Origin of the sequence: Lacunimicrobium album (assembly GCF_052161635.1) — a bacterium.
Lineage (GTDB): Bacteria > Planctomycetota > Planctomycetia > Planctomycetales > Planctomycetaceae > SXPC01.
Map to the genome: position 1 here is coordinate 2,764,024 of NZ_CP197413.1, position 17,357 is coordinate 2,781,380.

Annotated in this window: 15 protein-coding genes; 14 read left to right on the plus strand and 1 reads right to left on the minus strand. The window is 52.5% G+C overall.

What is annotated here, in order from left to right; all coding sequences use genetic code 11:
* Positions 1 to 20 precede the first annotated feature (20 nt).
* The 7 genes from SH248x_RS10990 (at position 21) to SH248x_RS11020 (ending at position 7,764) form a co-directional block, all read left to right on the plus strand.
* A complete protein-coding gene (locus SH248x_RS10990) occupies positions 21 to 1,019 on the plus strand; it encodes an LLM class flavin-dependent oxidoreductase (protein ID WP_459554318.1) in 999 nt (332 codons plus the stop codon).
* A gap of 736 nt (positions 1,020 to 1,755) precedes the next feature.
* Positions 1,756 to 2,427: a hypothetical protein gene (locus tag SH248x_RS10995; protein WP_459554319.1), complete on the plus strand. Its 672-nt coding sequence runs from the start codon at positions 1,756 to 1,758 to the stop codon at positions 2,425 to 2,427.
* Complete coding sequence (locus tag SH248x_RS11000; RefSeq protein WP_459554320.1) at positions 2,358 to 4,439, plus strand: AHH domain-containing protein; 2,082 nt, start codon at positions 2,358 to 2,360, stop codon at positions 4,437 to 4,439. The genes SH248x_RS10995 and SH248x_RS11000 overlap by 70 nt, the downstream gene beginning before the upstream one ends.
* A 21-nt stretch (positions 4,440 to 4,460) precedes the next feature.
* On the plus strand, positions 4,461 to 5,006 hold the full coding sequence (locus tag SH248x_RS11005; protein WP_459554321.1) for a hypothetical protein: 546 nt from the start codon (positions 4,461 to 4,463) through the stop codon (positions 5,004 to 5,006).
* 259 nt (positions 5,007 to 5,265) lie between these two features.
* On the plus strand, positions 5,266 to 5,586 hold the full coding sequence (locus SH248x_RS11010) for a hypothetical protein (protein WP_459554322.1): 321 nt from the start codon (positions 5,266 to 5,268) through the stop codon (positions 5,584 to 5,586).
* Between the two features lie 134 nt (positions 5,587 to 5,720).
* Entirely contained in the window at positions 5,721 to 6,467 is a 747-nt protein-coding gene (locus SH248x_RS11015; protein WP_459554323.1) for a DUF6065 family protein, read from the plus strand.
* Between the two features lie 49 nt (positions 6,468 to 6,516).
* Positions 6,517 to 7,764, plus strand: a complete 1,248-nt coding sequence (locus tag SH248x_RS11020) for an O-methyltransferase (RefSeq protein WP_459554324.1) — start codon at positions 6,517 to 6,519, stop codon at positions 7,762 to 7,764.
* 134 nt (positions 7,765 to 7,898) lie between these two features.
* Here SH248x_RS11020 and SH248x_RS11025 read toward each other — a convergent pair whose 3' ends face one another.
* Entirely contained in the window at positions 7,899 to 8,609 is a 711-nt protein-coding gene (locus SH248x_RS11025) for a GntR family transcriptional regulator (protein WP_459554325.1), read from the minus strand.
* A 231-nt stretch (positions 8,610 to 8,840) separates the two neighbouring features.
* On the opposite strand from SH248x_RS11025, the gene SH248x_RS11030 reads away from it, so the two are divergent.
* The 7 genes from SH248x_RS11030 (at position 8,841) to SH248x_RS11060 (ending at position 16,937) form a co-directional block, all read left to right on the plus strand.
* The gene (locus tag SH248x_RS11030; RefSeq protein WP_459554326.1) at positions 8,841 to 9,944 is read left to right on the plus strand and encodes a DUF1559 family PulG-like putative transporter; all 1,104 of its coding nucleotides are present in this window, start codon (positions 8,841 to 8,843) and stop codon (positions 9,942 to 9,944) included.
* A 141-nt stretch (positions 9,945 to 10,085) separates the two neighbouring features.
* Positions 10,086 to 10,448, plus strand: a complete 363-nt coding sequence (locus tag SH248x_RS11035; protein WP_459554327.1) for a hypothetical protein — start codon at positions 10,086 to 10,088, stop codon at positions 10,446 to 10,448.
* A 35-nt stretch (positions 10,449 to 10,483) separates the two neighbouring features.
* Complete coding sequence (locus SH248x_RS11040; RefSeq protein WP_459554328.1) at positions 10,484 to 12,604, plus strand: glycosyl hydrolase family 32; 2,121 nt, start codon at positions 10,484 to 10,486, stop codon at positions 12,602 to 12,604.
* A gap of 60 nt (positions 12,605 to 12,664) precedes the next feature.
* Positions 12,665 to 13,981 (plus strand): sialidase family protein, encoded by a 1,317-nt coding sequence (locus SH248x_RS11045; RefSeq protein WP_459554329.1) that lies wholly within the window; start codon positions 12,665 to 12,667, stop codon positions 13,979 to 13,981.
* A gap of 63 nt (positions 13,982 to 14,044) precedes the next feature.
* Positions 14,045 to 15,043, plus strand: a complete 999-nt coding sequence (locus SH248x_RS11050; RefSeq protein ID WP_459554330.1) for a bile acid:sodium symporter family protein — start codon at positions 14,045 to 14,047, stop codon at positions 15,041 to 15,043.
* Positions 15,040 to 16,155, plus strand: a complete 1,116-nt coding sequence (locus tag SH248x_RS11055; protein WP_459554331.1) for a phosphotransferase family protein — start codon at positions 15,040 to 15,042, stop codon at positions 16,153 to 16,155. Before SH248x_RS11050 ends, SH248x_RS11055 begins: the two co-directional genes overlap by 4 nt.
* Positions 16,152 to 16,937 carry an HpcH/HpaI aldolase family protein gene (locus SH248x_RS11060; RefSeq protein ID WP_459554332.1) on the plus strand — a complete coding sequence of 262 codons (786 nt, stop codon included), beginning with the start codon at positions 16,152 to 16,154 and terminating at the stop codon, positions 16,935 to 16,937. Before SH248x_RS11055 ends, SH248x_RS11060 begins: the two co-directional genes overlap by 4 nt.
* Positions 16,938 to 17,357 lie beyond the last annotated feature (420 nt).

The window sequence follows — 17,357 nt, forward strand, 5'->3', positions numbered from 1 at the left end:
AAGAGACGGAAAGAAACATAGTGGTTGAACTTTCAATTCTAGAACTGGGACGAGTCAGGCAAGGTTCGGATCGTCGTGCTGCCCTCGACGATGCGAGAACCCTCGCCCAACACGCAGAGAACTGGGGCTACAAACGTTTGTGGGTCGCTGAGCATCACAACATGCCCACAGTGACCACAGCGGCGACGTCGCTCGTGATCGCGCACATCGCAGCGGGCACGCAGACAATCCGCGTCGGGGCCGGCGGAATCATGTTGCCCAACCATGCACCCTATGTGATCGCAGAACAGTTCGGCACACTGGAAACACTGTTTCCAGGTCGCATCGATCTCGGCCTCGGACGTGCGCCAGGAACCGATCAGCTGACGCTCTTAGCACTCCGACGCGATCCCAACAACTCCGACAACTTCCCGGACGACGTCGAGGAACTGCAAGCCTTCCTCGCCCCCGCCAAACCCAACCAGCGGATCGAAGCCGTACCGGGATCTGGCACTCAAGTCCCGCTTTGGATTCTCGGCTCAAGCCTGTTCGGTGCACAGCTTGCCGCCCGACTAGGACTTCCCTACGGATTTGCATCGCATTTCGCCCCGCAGGCTTTAGACCAGGCGCTAAAAATCTACCGCGAGCAATTCAAGCCCTCAGCACAACTGTCCAAACCATATGCGCTGGTCGGCGTGAATATCATCGCAGCAGACACCGACGCCGAAGCACACCATCTCGCGACATCGCAACAAATATCCTTCACCGGCATGTTCCGAGGGGCACGCGCTCTCATGCAGCCCCCTATTGATGACATCGAGACGTATTGGACACCCCAGGAGAAAATACAGGTGTCACAGATGCTGGACTGCAGCATCGTCGGCAGCCACAAGACCGTTTACCACGGAATGAGGGCATTACTCAAACGAACCAACGCCGACGAGTTGATGATCGTTTCCGACGTCTTCGACCCTCAAAAACGCCTGCGCTCCTTCGAAATCATTGCTGAAACTGCAGGACTAGCCGTCTCTGCTAAATGATGATCACGCCCTCACTAGCTTATTAGAACCAGAGCAAACGACTGACTGCATGCTTACTCGCAACAGTTTGGCAATAAAGAATTGGGAGCGATCTGCTGTTCTGCTTCCGAGGAATTGTTGAGCGGCCCTCGTACAGCAATCCAGTGGGAATGAGTTTTTAGATTTTTGGATTGACAGAGTGATGTGAACTTATTTCAATCTCTTTCATTCCAATTCCTGCGCTCACTTCTCACGCTTCTCAACTCGATACGGGCCATCTCCATGCGGAAAGATTACCTGAACTTTCTGTGGATACCGCTGCGCGCTTTCTCACGGCATAGCCTCAGCCGCAGGCTCCGCGAAAGTCAGCGCCTTCATCATCGGATGGCTCAATTAGAGACACGCCAGTTGCTGTCTGCCACTTCTCCTGAGGATGAATTCGCAGCCCCTCCTGTTATTGAACAACCACCAGAGCCGCCACTCAGCCCGATGTCATCGGTCAATTCTGGCTCGGGCAGCGGGTCGGGAGAGTCTATGAGTTCAGGCAGTGGTGACTAAGGAAGCGCGACAGCCACACCACCGGCCCCTCCTTCACCAACATCTCCTCCTTCACCCCCAACATCTCCTCCTTCGCCGGAAGGGACTGGCTCAGGTTCTGGAGATGGAGGCAGCGGGACGGGCACAGGGACCGGAACGGGTGAAACGGAATTCCCTGAAGAGCCCGAACCGCCAGTCGGGCCACCCACGAGCACGGGCGATGGTGAAGAAGAAGAGGAAGAGGAAGAGGAAGAGGAAGAATGCGAATGTGAAGAGGACTGCGAAGAAGAAGATTGCGAATGCGAAGTCTGCAACGAAGAAGAGCCCAACAACGGAACAGATCCTCCCGGTGATGATGACGGCAATGGAGGGGACGGGGGTGAAGGAGGCGACGGGGACGGAGAAGGGGGCGACGGAGAGGGTGGAGAAGATGAAGGCGAAGGGGGAGGGGGAGACAACGAAGGCACCGGCGACGGAGATGATCCAGGTGATGACGATCCGGACAGCCCTGGTACCGGAGACGAAGGTGGCGACCAACCACCTGGCGGCGAAGATCCAGGCGACGGAGGTGGCGAAGAACCGGGCGAGGAAGACCCCGGCGACCCCACATCCCCTCCTCCCCCTCCAGGAGAACCAACATCTCCTCCACCTCCAGGAGGTCCCGGTGAACCGCCATCACCACCACCGCCGCCTCCCCCAGGAGGACCCGGCGAACCACCATCACCACCGCCTCCCCCACCAGGAGGCCCCGGCGATCCAGGTGGCCCCGACGAACCTCCGTCCCCACCACCTCCACCCTCCATCAACGATGAAGAGTTCTCGGTGGACGAGAACGTCTGGTGGCAGGATGACAATGACCACTCATTGGGTGGTTATAAAATTGGAAGGGTAGATGCCAGCAATGCCACGGAGTTTGCCCTCGGGTCTGCGAGGGCATTTTCCCATGAGGGAAATACACCTGGATACACCACCGGTCCATTTTCTATTGATAGTGAAGGATACATTTTCAAGAATACTGAATATGGAAACATTTTAAGTTGGTCCGATATTTTAAATTACGAAGATTTTGCCTATTGGGAAGTCTCTGTGATTGCTGTTAACAACACTGCGAATGCAAACGCGACTGTTATCATCCATATCAACGATGTGAATGAAGCGCCGACAACTGCCGATCACTCATATTCTCTCGTTGAGGGAACCTATGAGATGTACGAATTACGAACCATCAACGCGCGTGACCAGGATTTCGACGATCAATACAGCCTGACCTACGAGATTCTGACAGAAGATGCGCCTTTTCGCATTGAGTCTCGAGGCGGGGTTGGACATCTGATCGTGGATGGTTATCTGACGACAGCTCACCCTGCCTATAATCGAACGACAGGGCAGCTCGAAATTGAATATCGAGTCACCGATAGTGATGGACTATCTGCCAATGGAACGATTTATTTCGTTATTCATGGAACAGCTTACAAGCATTTTGACCGGCATGGCAGACAAGTCGGAGATGTTATCGGCAGGATCGAGGAGCCCGCAAGTAACGCCGATGTCACCTTTCAATTCGAACATCAACTCGATGGCGGGAACGATCCCAACGCTGGTCGATATACCATCGATCCGCAGACCGGTCAGATCAAACTGACCCAGGCCGCGCCCTATGCGTTCGGCGAATCGGACCTGTTAAATATCGTCATCACCACCCCAGAGGGCGGCAAGATATTTTCCACCGTCACGGTCGCCAATGAAAGTGAAGAGGCGGGAGTCGAGTTCGAGATCGGTGATTTTGATCCCAGCAGTATTCCCTTGAGCCGCATTGATACTCTGCTCGCCGAGCAGGGAAGCCTTGCGATCAATGAGAGAATGGTCGTCCAATATGACGACGCCGTCGTCGTGACCACGCCACTTGGGCATCTCGTTCTCAAACTGGTTTACAGAGCTGAGACTGCTTACAACCCGTATACGGGAGGAAGCACCACTTACGTTCCTTCCCACTATCAACTCGTCGGGGTGACACCAGCCACTTTTAGTCGACAGTCCGCTGCTGATATTTTCGTTAACGATCCTCAAACGATCGCTGCTCAGCAGACGCAGTTATTCGTGAATGAATTCTTGCTGGGACTCCTGCCCGGCGGTGCGACGCTTGATTCCTATTTGCAAGGTAACACGACCGGCGCGATCAGGAGTGGAATTGCTGACGTTCTCTTAACGTCTCTTGTCTTCGCGAAAGTCTTCAAGGCTGGGGCGACCGCGGTAACCACACTCGCGGCGATGAATGGCATTTACGATGCCGTCGATGCCTCGATCGAAAGTTATCAACTGTATCAGTCACTTCAGCAAAGCGGAGGACAGCTTTCATCTGGCCAGGGCATTCACGCCTCTGTGACGCTTTTACGTTTGATGGGCGTTACGGTTTCGGCTAGCCAGATCGACATGCTGGGCAAGCTGGAGACGTTTGGGAAGTATCGGCTGGAGATCGAGCCATCGATGATCGCCCCCTCAGGTTTCGCCTCACTTGCGAAGATTCGAATGGTGGCGAATCTCACCGGGAGTCAAGCGCGTGAAATCCTTCGCAAAAACCTTTCCGCGAGCATGTCGCCCACCTATCCGGTGGCGGCCCAGGCGCATCATATCTTTCCCTATGTTCTTCGCGATTCAAAACTTGGAAAGCGATTGCAAAGCTGGGGGATTGACTTGAATGGTGTCGAAAACGGAGTTTTCCTTCCTGGGGCTGATTATGCTGGTCGTGTTGCCCACAAGCATACCGGTCGACATTTGAAAACTTACACTACGTTCGTTATTCAAGAGCTTTCAAAATCAAAGAATAAGGCAGAAGCGATCGAGAAGCTCGAGTTCATTCGAGAACTGCTCTTGAATGGTGATGCCCGTGTTCGCTTACAAAATTAAAATCTAAAAGAGAAACAATTAATGTTTTTTGAGCTCATTCATTCTACCGAGGAAAAACGCCCAGAAATCAATTTCAGTACACCCACAAATTCATCCATCGACTGGGAAGAAGCATCTGCAGTAATTGTCGGTGACCTCCCTTTGGAGAACTACGTCCCTCTACACATTTCTATCAAAAGCAAATCATACGACAAATGGCATGGCTACTTGGATGGGGGAATGGGAGGAATGTTCTCTGCAGATTTTATTGATTCGTGGGATGATGACGAGTTCGAATACTACTCGTTTTTACCCGTTTTTCTGAATGCATCGGTCTATTATTTCCTAAGAAGAAATCAGCTCGTGGATTGTCTCGACCGAGACAGATCAAATTTGTTGTACTATAAATCCAATCCTTCAGAGATTATGACCATCAATGCTTTTGCATTTACTTCAACCGCTCCGAAATATCGATTCTTCTCGATTCCTGAGTATCCGCTACGAATCTTTGCATCACAAGAGCTTCAGGCGAGGTTTCAACGGAACCCGTTTAAGGGAGTTGCATTCGTACCATTATTACAGAAGTAACTTCAGATAGTAGACACTATCGGCTTGATAGCCAGAAATCAGAGCTTGCATGACAGTATTGGGCACAAAGAGCGCATTAGATATCGAATGACGTCGAGAGATTGCTATCACACCATCACCGAAGCGATGGGGCGATCCGGTTCGCCCTCATAACATTTGAAAAATCCTGAGACAGCCGGCCTCAGATCATCTATTGCGTTCTCACCAAAGCAAAATCCTGATCAGCTCAATCCAAACTGACAAAGCCCAAGGAGACAAAATGCTGGAAGAAGTCAACAAGATCGACATGAATATTGCGGGGACAGTTCTCGTCATCACGGATGCAGGTATTACCAGGGACATCAACGAACGGCGCGAACTGCTTCGAAAGAAGCTGCATTCTTACACTGTGGCTTTGACAAACTACCAACTCGCCGATCACATTCCTGACTCTCGTTCCGCCGTTATCGAAGTGATATGTGCAGACCCGCCAGAGGAGACTTATCAAGGAATTGATTCTGTTGAAGTCAATCCGCCAAATGGGCAACCATCATTCGTCATACCAGTTACTTTTACACATCAGCCGAACCCTTACGCTTGACTCCACAAGAAGACGAGTGTTGACCGCTAACATTTACAGAAATGGCTGCTATCACAAAGCTGTCAGATGAAAAATCAACAGGTGATTGCCATGCTCACGAGACGAGAGTTTTTCACTTGAGCGACACCCACCCCATGCACCTCACTGCCTTTGAAGTTGCCCCCACTGAGCACTGGTCTCTCTCGCCTGCGGAGATCAGTCGTGACTGGATGAAAGCCACTCCTAATGCCTTCGCAGAACGGTGTCTTCCTCTGCTCATGGCTAATCAGGCAGGGTGGGTAATCGGATGTCCGGCCGATCTTGCTGTTCTTTGGGACGGGACGCCGTCCTACCAGACCGGCATCAGCATTCAGTGTGCAACACCCGACGTGAACGTCAATCATATTGTCACGTCGCATTTCGGCAGCGGGATCATCACCTTTACAATTCCGTTTCTGTTCCGCACTCCGCCAGGAATCGGCCTGCTGGTACGCGGTGCTCCGAATCACTTTAAAGAATACTGCTGGCCACTGGAAGGTTTCGTCGAGACCGACTGGGCAATAGCAACCTTCACCATGAACTGGAAAATCACCACCCCCAGACGCCTTGTGACTTTTCAAAAAGGTGAACCCATCTGCTTCGTCCAGCCTTACGATCTGTCTCTGATCGAACAGATGTCACCAAAACGACTGCCCATTCACAGCGACCCTGAACTCCTCCAACAGTTCAACGCCTGGCGGGTCAGCCGGTCGAACTTCAACAGTCGAGATGACCGTGGCTCGGAGTGGCAGAAGCATTATTTCAAGGGCGAGAACGCCAACGGCGTCCGACATCCAACGCACCGCACAAAGTGCTCCGTAAAGCCATTCGCTGACGATACCCAGAAAACTAAGAGTCCATGACTCAAGCCGATAGGCACTACAATCCACTCATCACGTCATCAAGGCTCCCATGAAGATCTCGAGCTGGTCGGTCGGCGTCACCGTGGCACAGCGCGGCGAAGACACGTTGACCCGCACCCTGGAAAGTCTCAAGTCCGCCGGATTTCCTCAACCACGCATCTTTGCTGATGGCGACCTTTCGATTCCTGTTGGCTACGAATCAACACAACGCTCGCCTCGCATCGGTGGATGGCCCAACTTCTGGCTGGCTGTGACGGAACTTGCCGCAAGAGATCCGAATGCAGATCTCTATCTCATCGTTCAGGACGATGTCGTGTTCAGCCGCGAGGTTCGGAGTTATGTGGAACACTGGGACCTTCCAGAAGACTGTGGTGTGCTTTCTCTATTTTGCCCGACCTGTAACAACGGCCCTTTCGGTTTTCATACCATGCCCGGCGGTTATGGGATGGCCAGCGCCCAGGCGTTGGCGTTTCCGCGAGAAAGAGTCTTTGAATTTCTGGCTCATCCATGGACCGTGAACCACCGTCGTGCTGCTCCCAAGTCTCAACATTTTCGCGGCGATGGACTTCATCACATTGATGGTGCTGTTGGCGAATGGTGTCAACGAGCAAATCTGAAGGTCTACACCCATAGCCCCAGCCTGTCTCAGCACATCGGTCATGTGTCAATCATGTACCCCAAATTGAAGGGCAAGCTGGAGCGACGATTCTCAGATTCATTTCCTGGTGAGCAGATTGACGCCACTCATGTCTATCCTGAATTTGCAGCCCTTGCTGATCAATGGCGTCAATCAGGTGCTGATTTGAAATGGGCCCTCCCGGGGCAAGTCTGGGCAAGCATCTCGCAGTTCCTCAAACCAGGCATGAAGACGTTAGAAGCAGGTTGCGGACTCTCTACCAAGCTTTTTGTGAATGCAGACTGTCTGCATACCAGTCTTGAAAATGATCCCAAGTGGATCGCGCACCTCATCGGGACCTTTCCTGATTGCAGAAATATTGTCGTCCCGAGTCAACTCGTGGGCAATCCACTTTGGTACGACTGGACACCTCCGTCACAACCGTACGACCTGATTCTGCTTGACGGCCCTTCAGGCAACTACGGCCGCATGGGAGTCTTGCGTCAGATCGAAAAGATGACTCACGATGACTCAATCATCGTGATGGACGATTCGAAAAGACATCCAGAATCTCACGTCACCAAAGCCATCGCAGAGTTACTCGATTGGGGAATCCGCGAGTCGACAGCAGGGCATCACGGCTACTCGCTAATTGCGAGATCATTTCGAACTAGTTCGTAACGCGAACACCTACGCACTCTGGAATGGATCCTAACGCACATTGATCGAACTCAACGACAAACGAGATCTGGTGAAAACTGTCACCAATAGGGTAGGGCCAGCAATTCCTCTGTGAAGACCTTTCCAAAGCATTGTTAAATGTTGCGAGGGATCTGGTCAAAGGTGGTGAGGGCGTCGCGCAGGCTGTCTTCGATATGCGACGCCATGAATTTCCGGGCTTCCACTGCATCCTGATTCTGAAGGGCAGTGAGGATGTTTGCATGAGCGGTGAGAACCGATGTCAGGTGTCGCAGGTCGCGGTGATGGCTTTGGTCGCCGAAGGCTCGATTTCGCATTTGGACATCATTGTAGATCTTTGTTGCAATGTGGTTGTCTGCTGCTTCGAAGATGACAAGGTGAAACTCCAAATCAGCTTTGAGGAAGCCACTGAGCGGTTCTCCGGTCAGAATTGTCTGTTTGGAGTCGCGAAACTCAGCCACGTAACGGAACATTGTCTGGTAAAACTGCGAGAGTTGATCCAGGTGTTCGTGACTGATCCGCATGGCAGTTCGCTCTATGGCCCGGCATTCCAAGGCCAGGCGGACATCATAGATCTCAGCAATTTCGCGTCGTCCGGGTCTGGAAACATAAGTCCCGCTTTGAGGAACCTGGTACACCAGCCCCTCGTTCTGGAGTCGGCGGATCGCATCCCGCACGGGCGTTCGACTGAAGCCCAGTTCTTTTGCGAGCTTCCCTTCCGAGATCTTCATGCCTGTTGAAATCTTGCCATCACGAAGCATATTTCGGATACGGGAATAGGCGAGTTGACTCAGCGCGATTGGCTCTGGTTCAGAGGTAGTTTGCACGGCATTGTCCGTCTTGACTGGTTCGGATGGGCAAAAGTGACACTCCAGTTTACGTGATGGCATGAGCATGCGAAATCGGAAATTGTCGACAGAAAGCAGAGATTTTGGTCAATTTGAGAAAAAGCCCCTTAGAACAGGACATTACACTTGAACGAGTGTTGATGCATTGTTTTAATCTGGTATACCAGTTGTTTGATCTTTTCTCGTTCGTGCTGACTACTGGAGTCCAACATGTTCCGATTCACGTCTCGCAATCGTCTGTCTGGCAAATCACCTGCGTTTTGTCGCGTGCGACCTTCCGAATGCCCAAATGGGTTCACACTGATCGAGTTACTTGTTGTCATTGCTATTATTGCGACTTTGGTAGCTATTCTTTTGCCGGCAGTTCAGCAGGCGCGTGAGGCGGCGAGACGAACACAATGCAAGAACAATCTCAAGCAGTTCGGCATCGCTCTCCACAACTATCATGACGTGACAGGGACATTGCCGCTCGGCGGGACTGGCGCGGATGACAGCTATCCTCGAGTCAGCTGGCAGGTCCGTATTCTTCCGTTTCTCGAACAGGCGGCTTTGTACGATCAGCTCGATATGGCAGGACAATTGCCAGCGTCCAGTTATTCGACCTCACCTGCCCGGCACCGCGACGTTCGTTTTCAGATTCTCGCCGATGGCCGGCAGTTTCGGCAGGTTGCCATTCCTGGCGCGACATGTCCTTCGGATTCGTGGGGGAGTGTGAGAAATACCTGGGCGTTAGGGAATTACGGGGCTTCGTTGGGTTCACAAAGAGCCTCTTCCAATCGTCATACCGGGGTACCAGGCTGCTCGCCATTTGAAATCTATGCTGAAAAGACAACCGATTGGGGAACCAGCAGCGAGAAGAAAAATATCTCGGGAATCATCTCACGTCGTGGGGCATTGATTCGATTTGCAGACATCAATGATGGGTTGTCCAATACCATTGCAGTCGGAGAAGTTATTCCGACGTGTATTGATAGCCGTGATGTGAACATGGATCGCGGCAGCTGGTCAAGCTGCCAATCGATCTGCAACGCGGATGCGACGACCATTACTCCCATCAACGACTGCACGCCCTGTACTGTGATGGGCCCAAACAGAAGGACAAGCTATCAAACGTGTGCAACACATGACGCCGGGAACGCATATCCAGAGTCAGCATGGAACTTCTCACATGGATTCCGGTCCAATCATAAGGGCGGGAGCCAATTTCTCCTGGCGGACGGCTCAGTCCGGTTTCTAAGCGAAAATATTGACCATGCAGGAACTTATCAGCGACTTGGCGGTCGATCCGATGGCCAAGTGATCGGTGACTTCTAAGCTTGCTGGCAGACCTCTCTTTCGAACTGCGTTGCTTGAGATCTTGATGACTCTTCCAGATGGGAACAGATCATGAAAGTTTGTAGACGTTTAATATTTGTCGTGCTGACAGGATGTCTGATCGGGTGTGCAAAGTCAGATATGCCGGAGACAGCCCAGGCGAAAGGAATCGTCACTTACCAGGGAAAGCCACTCCCTTCGGCTAGTGTCATCTTCACTCCGCTGGCTGGCCCTATTGGAGTCGGGACGACGGATAGTGAAGGGCGGTTTACTCTCGTAACGCAGGGTCAACCTGGCGCCCTGCTGGGAGAGCATAAAGTGACGATTCAGGCATTCAAGGCTGTCGGCAATGTCGTCGCCACAACTGACGCCAAAACGGGAAATGAAGTCTCAGTACCAATGACATCAGCTATTCCTGAAAAGTATGGAATGCCTGCCAAGAGCGGGTTATCAGCGAAGGTGGAAAAAGACTCCCCGAACGACTTCACATTCGAGTTGAAGTAGATCAAGAGTCCTTTTGTGACTGGAGGAGATGCTTCATGTTCCGATTATCAAAAATCAGTTCACTTTATCTCGCAGCCGCATTATTTGCATTGGCAAGTGTCAGTGCCTCCGAACGTCCTGCAGTATCTGATTCCGGTGCTTCAGTTCGACTGAAAGGGATTCAACCCGAAGTTGACGTGCTCAAGCCGGGTGTTCTGCTGTTTTCCGATCGCGATTACCGAGCCTTGGAAATTCCAGACTCGCTGAGGGATCAGGCGTTCGTCCGCGGTAGCATCGAGCGCACAGAGTTCGTCGTGACTGCTGACGGCAAGTTGACTGTTCTCGTTCCGTATGTAAAGCATCCTGCGACGAAGTTCCAGGGGGTAACGCTGGAGAGGGCAGGGTACGTCCAGGTTCCTGACCCCGACAATTTCCAGCTGTTTGGTCCCCATGATTTTGAGAGAGTTTCGATCTACCAGAAGAATGTCGTAAAAGGAGAGAAGCTGTCTCTCAGTAAGTTTGCAGTCCTCGTGGGAATTCGAGAGGCGTCTGTCCTCGCTGCTCCCGACTGGAACCAGAATGATGGCGAGCGTCTGGAAAACGGAATCGTGCTGCCGTCGACTTGGCCACCAATTCACCTTGATCCAAAATCAACAGAACCAATGCCGGTTCCCTACTTAGAGCATCCGCCGAAAGTTCTTCCGATCAATCGGGGCAGGCAGTTGTTTGTGGATGACTTTCTGATCGAATCGACGGATCTGGTTCGCACGTTTCACAACGCAGAGAAGTATACGGAGAATCCCGTCTTTCACGCCGAGACGGCTGAGGAACTCGCGTCTTCCTCAATAGGAGAGCGCGGTCAGCAAGCCGTTTGTTATCTCGGACATGGTGGCGTTTTCTACGACCCGAGTGAACAGCATTTCAAGATGTTCTATACCGCTGGATGGCGTGGCGGACTGGCGCTGGCGACGAGTCGGGATCTGGTGAACTGGCAGCGTCCTCAACTGAATTCTGAAGGGACCAATATCCTGTTACCGAAGGGAATCCAATCCGTTGGCGGCGACAACTGTCTGTGGCTGGATCTCAATGCGAAGAAGCCAGATGAAAGACTCAAATTTCTGACGGATCGTGGCAAGCCGGGACATCAAGTCACGACTTCTGCAGATGGTCTTACCTGGAGTGAGCCCGTTTCGGTGGGACATGCCGGGGATTACTGCTCGTTCTTCTACAATCCATTTCGCAAGGTCTGGGCCTATAGTGTCAAGCGGGACGGGCCTCGTGGACGAAGTCGATACTACTCAGAGAGTCGCGAGTTCATGAAAGGGGATTGGTCTGATTCCGTTTATTGGACGAATGCAGACAAGCTTGATCGCCCTGAGCAGACAGGCAGTTATCCGCATCCCGGTGAAGCTCCGCAACTCTACAGCTTGAATGCGGTCGCATACGAAAGCTTGATGATTGGGATTCATTATATTCATCGCGGTCCCAATAATGGGCTATGCGATCAGGGAAAGTTTCCCAAGCTGACGGATCTCGAACTCGGCTTCAGTCGCGATGGATTTCACTGGCATCGACCTGATCGTTCTGGGTTCATTCGCGGTTCACGTCAGGAAGGAGCGTGGGATCGCGCTTACTTACACAGTACGGCTGGAGTCTTTGCCGTCGTGGGAGACAAGCTCGTCTTTCCGTATACCGGATATAGCGGCTCCTCGCCTTCTGGTGCACGCGGTATGTATACGGGAGCCAGTGTCGGACTGGCAACACTTCGACGCGATGGCTTTGCCTCCCTCGATGCCGTCGAAGCAACGGGAACTCTCACAACGCGTCCGGTCACTTTTGAAGGGAAGCATCTTTTTGTCAACGTCAGCGCCCCGAATGGTAAACTCCGCGTGGCTGCAGTTGATGAGGAAGGCCAGGAGATTGCCCCCTTCACGTTTGAAAACTGTCAGGAAGTTTCTGGAGATACGACACTGCAAGCTGTCACATGGAAGGGTGCTACAGATCTGACATCGTTACACGGAAAGCCCGTGCAATTTCGCTTCGAGCTGACAAACGGCTCGCTATATTCATTCTGGATCAGCCCGGATAAAACGGGACGAAGTGAGGGTTATGTGGCAGCGGGAGGACCAGGGTATCCCGGGACCATTGATACGGTTGGGCGCGGAGCGCTCGAGTGAGTAAGTCTATTTCATGCTGCATATTCAACGTCGGTCCATCATAGATAAGCAGGTAAATTCATGCGGTGTTTTTCTTCGAGTCGTCTGGTTGCATTCTCACTCGTTCTGGTGAGTACGGGACTGGCTGTGTCCAGCAGCGTTCATGGCAGTGAGCCTGTTTCACTGTTTGATCAGCGTACCAACGAGAAAGTCCAGCGGTTCACATTGATGACCCCCGACCAGATTCGTCAGGAGGAAATCAAGACCATGGAAGCGGTTGCGGATCTGGCATTGATCCCGCCTACTCTCAAAACGTCACCGCTGCCAAAGTATGATTACGATCAACTCGATTATGGCATGACGATCGGGATCGAGCGAACCCCCAAGGGACGGTTGTGGGCCTGCTGGGTGGCGGGTGGTGATAGTCCGGATGCGTATTTTGTCCTGGCAACGAGCGACGACAACGGTGAAAACTGGTCAAAGCCAAAGCTCGTCGTTGATACGCATTCCCCGTTGCATGCTCAACCTCGCAGCATTCTCGTGGGCAATCTCTGGACAGATCCACTTGGACGATTGTGGCTGATTTTCGATCAGTCCATGCACATGTTCGATGGCCGGGCTGGTGTCTGGGCGAGTGTCTGCGAGAACCCGGATTCCGATTCACCAACCTGGTCACAGCCGCAGAGAATCTGGCACGGCGTGACGCTCAACAAGCCGACGGTGTTATCGACAGGTGAGTGGATGTTACCAGTATCGTTGAACCAGTCGCCTGGATTTGGCCCATTCAAAGGATGTTTTGCAGAACTGGATCCGCTGCGTGGTGCACATGTCTTTGTCTCGAAAGATCAAGGAAAAACCTGGGAGCAACGAGGCAAGGTCTCGTATCCAGAACCGGACTGGCATGAGCACATGGTTGTCGAAAGGAACGATGGCTCGCTGTGGATGCTCGCGAGAACAAGAAACGGCATCATGGAAACGGCGTCCGTCGATGGCGGGAAAGTCTGGACAGCCCCTGCGCTTTCAGCAGTCAAACAACCCGCTGCCCGTTTTCACATTCGACGCCTGGCCTCTGGAAAAATCCTGCTCATCAAGCATGGCGACAAGATTGATCAACATGAAGGTCGGGTTCAACTCTCGGCATGGCTGTCAGACGACGATGGCAAAACATGGTCCGGAGGTCTCGTGCTGGATGAACGCAAAGGTGTTTCTTATCCCGATGGTTTCCAGGCACCAGATGGGACACTCTTCATTTCTTACGATCGAAACCGTGCGACCGATGGCGAGATCCTTCTGGCGAGATTTACAGAAGAGGACATCAAGGCCGGGAAACTCGTCAGTCCAAATTCCAGGCTTAAGATGTTGATCAGTAAGCCGCTGAAAGAGAAAAAGAGTAAATAAACAAACGTCGCGCACTCGCGTCGTTGAGAGTCGAACACATTTTCTGATGCCTGCGAACGAATTATGCTCAAACGCTTTACCGATCTCTATCCAGTCTGGATGCTGTTAACGACACTCGTTGCATTCTTCTGGCCACAGACACTGATCTGGTTTCATGGCAATTTGATTTCCGGGGCGTTGATGGTTGTCATGCTCGGCATGGGGATGACACTGACCGTTGATGACTTTCGTCGGCTGCTTCAAATGCCAGGGAGCGTCACATTCGGATTTGGTTTGCAGTACACGACGATGCCAATCCTGGCCTGGATTCTTGCAAATGTCCTGCAGCTCGAACCGGGATTGGCTGTCGGTCTGATCCTGCTGGGTAGCTGTCCAGGGGGGACTGCATCGAACGTGATTGCTTACCTGGCTGGTGCGGACGTTGCGCTATCAGTTGTTGTCACGATGGTCTCAACATTTCTGGCATTCATTTTCACACCCATGTGGTGTCAGCTTCTGGCTGGGCAATTTGTGGCAGTCGATGCCATTGGGCTTTGTATCTCGACATTCTTAATCATCGTCATGCCGGTCATGGTCGGTGTGTTTCTGAACTGGCGTTTTCCGAAGGCCGTTCAGCGAGTTTCCTGGCTTGGCCCGATTCTTTCTGTGATCGCGATCTGCCTGATCACCGGAGGGATCGTATCGTCGAGCGTCGACCTGTGGGCGGCTCATGCACTGAGGGTCGCGATCGCGGTGACTTTGCTACATATCTTTGGATTCATCGTCGGATACGTTGTCTCAAGGATAACCGGGCATTCAGAACGAATCGCGAGAACGATCTCCATCGAAGTCGGAATGCAAAACGGCGGGATGGCTGCCGTGATGGCGAGAAACCATTTCGCAGCCCATCCTCTGGCGACCCTGCCAGCGGTCTTCAGTGCCCTCATTCAAAATCTGATGGGCAGCCTTCTCGCCGCCTGGTGGCGTCAGAGCAAATCTGCTGCTGATGACAAGCAGGTTGTTGAGCAGTCGCTCATGCAGGCCAGCAGTCTGGAAGCAACCACGGAAGGACTTTCCACATGACGCTGATCTCATTGCCAACGACTTCGACACTCGGACGTCGCGGGATCTACTACTGGAAATGCGATCGTCCAGCGGCTTTTCACGGTACTCAAAGGGAGCGAGATAGCTCTTTGATCGAGCCAGAACTTCGGCGCCTGCTGGGTGAAGAGTATCCAGGGGCGGTTATTGATCTTCGTCATGGGCGAGGGCAGGGGAACCATCTCACCTGGGAAGCAACGATTGATCACCAACGCTGCTTTATTCGAGTTGAGAACGGCCCCGAGCGAGATCAACACCTGGAAGTCGAATCACATGTCATGGATTGCGTGCGACAACGCGGTGTTCCGACACCCAAAGTCCACCGCGTCGATGTCTCGCGCGAACGTGTTCCGTTTGCCTGGCAGATGATGGACCTGGTCCCCTTCCACGATTTGAATGAAGAATACAAACAAGGACGCCTCAATCCTCTCAACGTTGCCTATGAGATTGGAACCGCCATCGCGAGGTGGCAGACGGTTCCTGTGACTGGCTTCGGTCATTTCGATCCGCATGAGATTCGATATCACAAACACCTGAAAGGCTATCACGAAAGCTACAGAGACTACTTCTTTCTAAACTGGCATAAACATCTCGATTATCTCGCGCAAAAACAGTTTCTCTCTTCAGCCGAAGTCCTCGCCATTACCAACGCAGTGGACAGTCATGAGGATCTGCTTTCGCTGACGTCAGGTTGTCTGGTCCACAAAGACCTTGCCTTCTGGAACATTCTTGGGACGCAGCAGGGCATCGTCGCCTACATCGATTGGGATGACTCCGTCTCAGCAGACGAGATGGACGATCTCTCACTTCTGGGATGTTTTCATGATGGCCCTGTCATTTCCAATGCGATTCTTGGATACCAGTCCATCCAGCGACTTCCGCAAGAATACGGCAGACGATTCTGGCTGCATCTGCTTCGCAACATGATCGTCAAAGCGGTGATTCGAGTTGGGGCAGGTTATTTCGATCGGACCGACAGCTTCTTTCTTTTCGGGTCCGGAATGACTGGAGCTGATCTGGTTCAGCAAACTCGAGCAAGGATCTTCCGTGTCCTTGATGGCTTGATTTCAGACGCGGAGATAGGAACTCTATGACAGGCCAACCGGATCGAACAATTTCTCTGGGAAGCTGGATTTCAAGTGCCTCGCCTGTCGTCACAGAACTGGCCGCCGATGCAGGTTTCGATTGGCTGTTAATTGATCTCGAACACGGGAGTGGAACGGAAGCTGATGTTCTGAATCAGTTGCGTGGATTTCGAGGAAGTCACACCCTTCCCATTGTCCGCGTCGGGGCAGCTTATCCCGATCTGATGGCACGTCTGCTTGACTGGGGAGCAGCAGGGATCATGGTCCCACATGTCGAAACCGCACAAGCAGCCAGAGATTGCGTCCAGGCCATGCGTTACCCGCCATTGGGACACCGCGGCGTCTCACGCTCGGTTCGCGCTTATGGTTATGGAAACAGGCCGTTTCCGGGCAACGATGGGCCGTCTGCTCCCCTGTTGATTGCTCAAATCGAAACAGTTCAGGCAGTTCTTATTGCGGAACAGATCGCTGCGGTCGATGGCGTCGACGTCCTGTTTGTTGGTCCTGCTGATTTACAGTGGGACCTCAAAGCCCATCCTGAAAGTCACATGGAAAGCTTCTCAAAGTGCCTGGAGCAAGTCGCTGTAGCGGCAAACCGCTTTGGAAAAAAATCCGGGCTATTAATCCGGGGAGATGATGATATTCGTCACTTCGTCGACATGGGATTCAGCTGGCTCGCCATGGAATCTGACTTAGGGATTCTCCGAGCCCATTATCAGAAATCGCTCGGTAGAATGAGAGAGCAGTTCTGTAAGACGAACGACCATTCAACTGTCACGCGAACAGAGTAACTCTGTTGCTGCCGAAACTATGCGACCAGTTTTGTTCGAGCTCAGAAGGCGATCCCCGGTTCTGGAAGACACAAAATGCCAGACGCCATCTCGCCTCTCATCCAGGCAGCCGAGTCGGGCGGGGCAGCCGAAGAAACTTCTTGTACTGACATAGACTCGCAAACGATCTTTTGACCTCCTGAGAGGTGCGATACTTCATCGTATTCCGTCGATCCAATGAAATATCAGCACCACTCAGCCGATTTTCAAAAACAGGCGATGACAGTTCCCGTTTGAGTTCGTAGAATGCGGTACGCCCTACCGACTTCTATCGGACTCTGGTTCAATTCATGTTTCGATATCTTCTTGCGAGTTATCTGCTGCTGATCGCCATCACGGGCGCTGCTCCGTGTTGTTGCACGATTGCACGCGCCTCGCAGG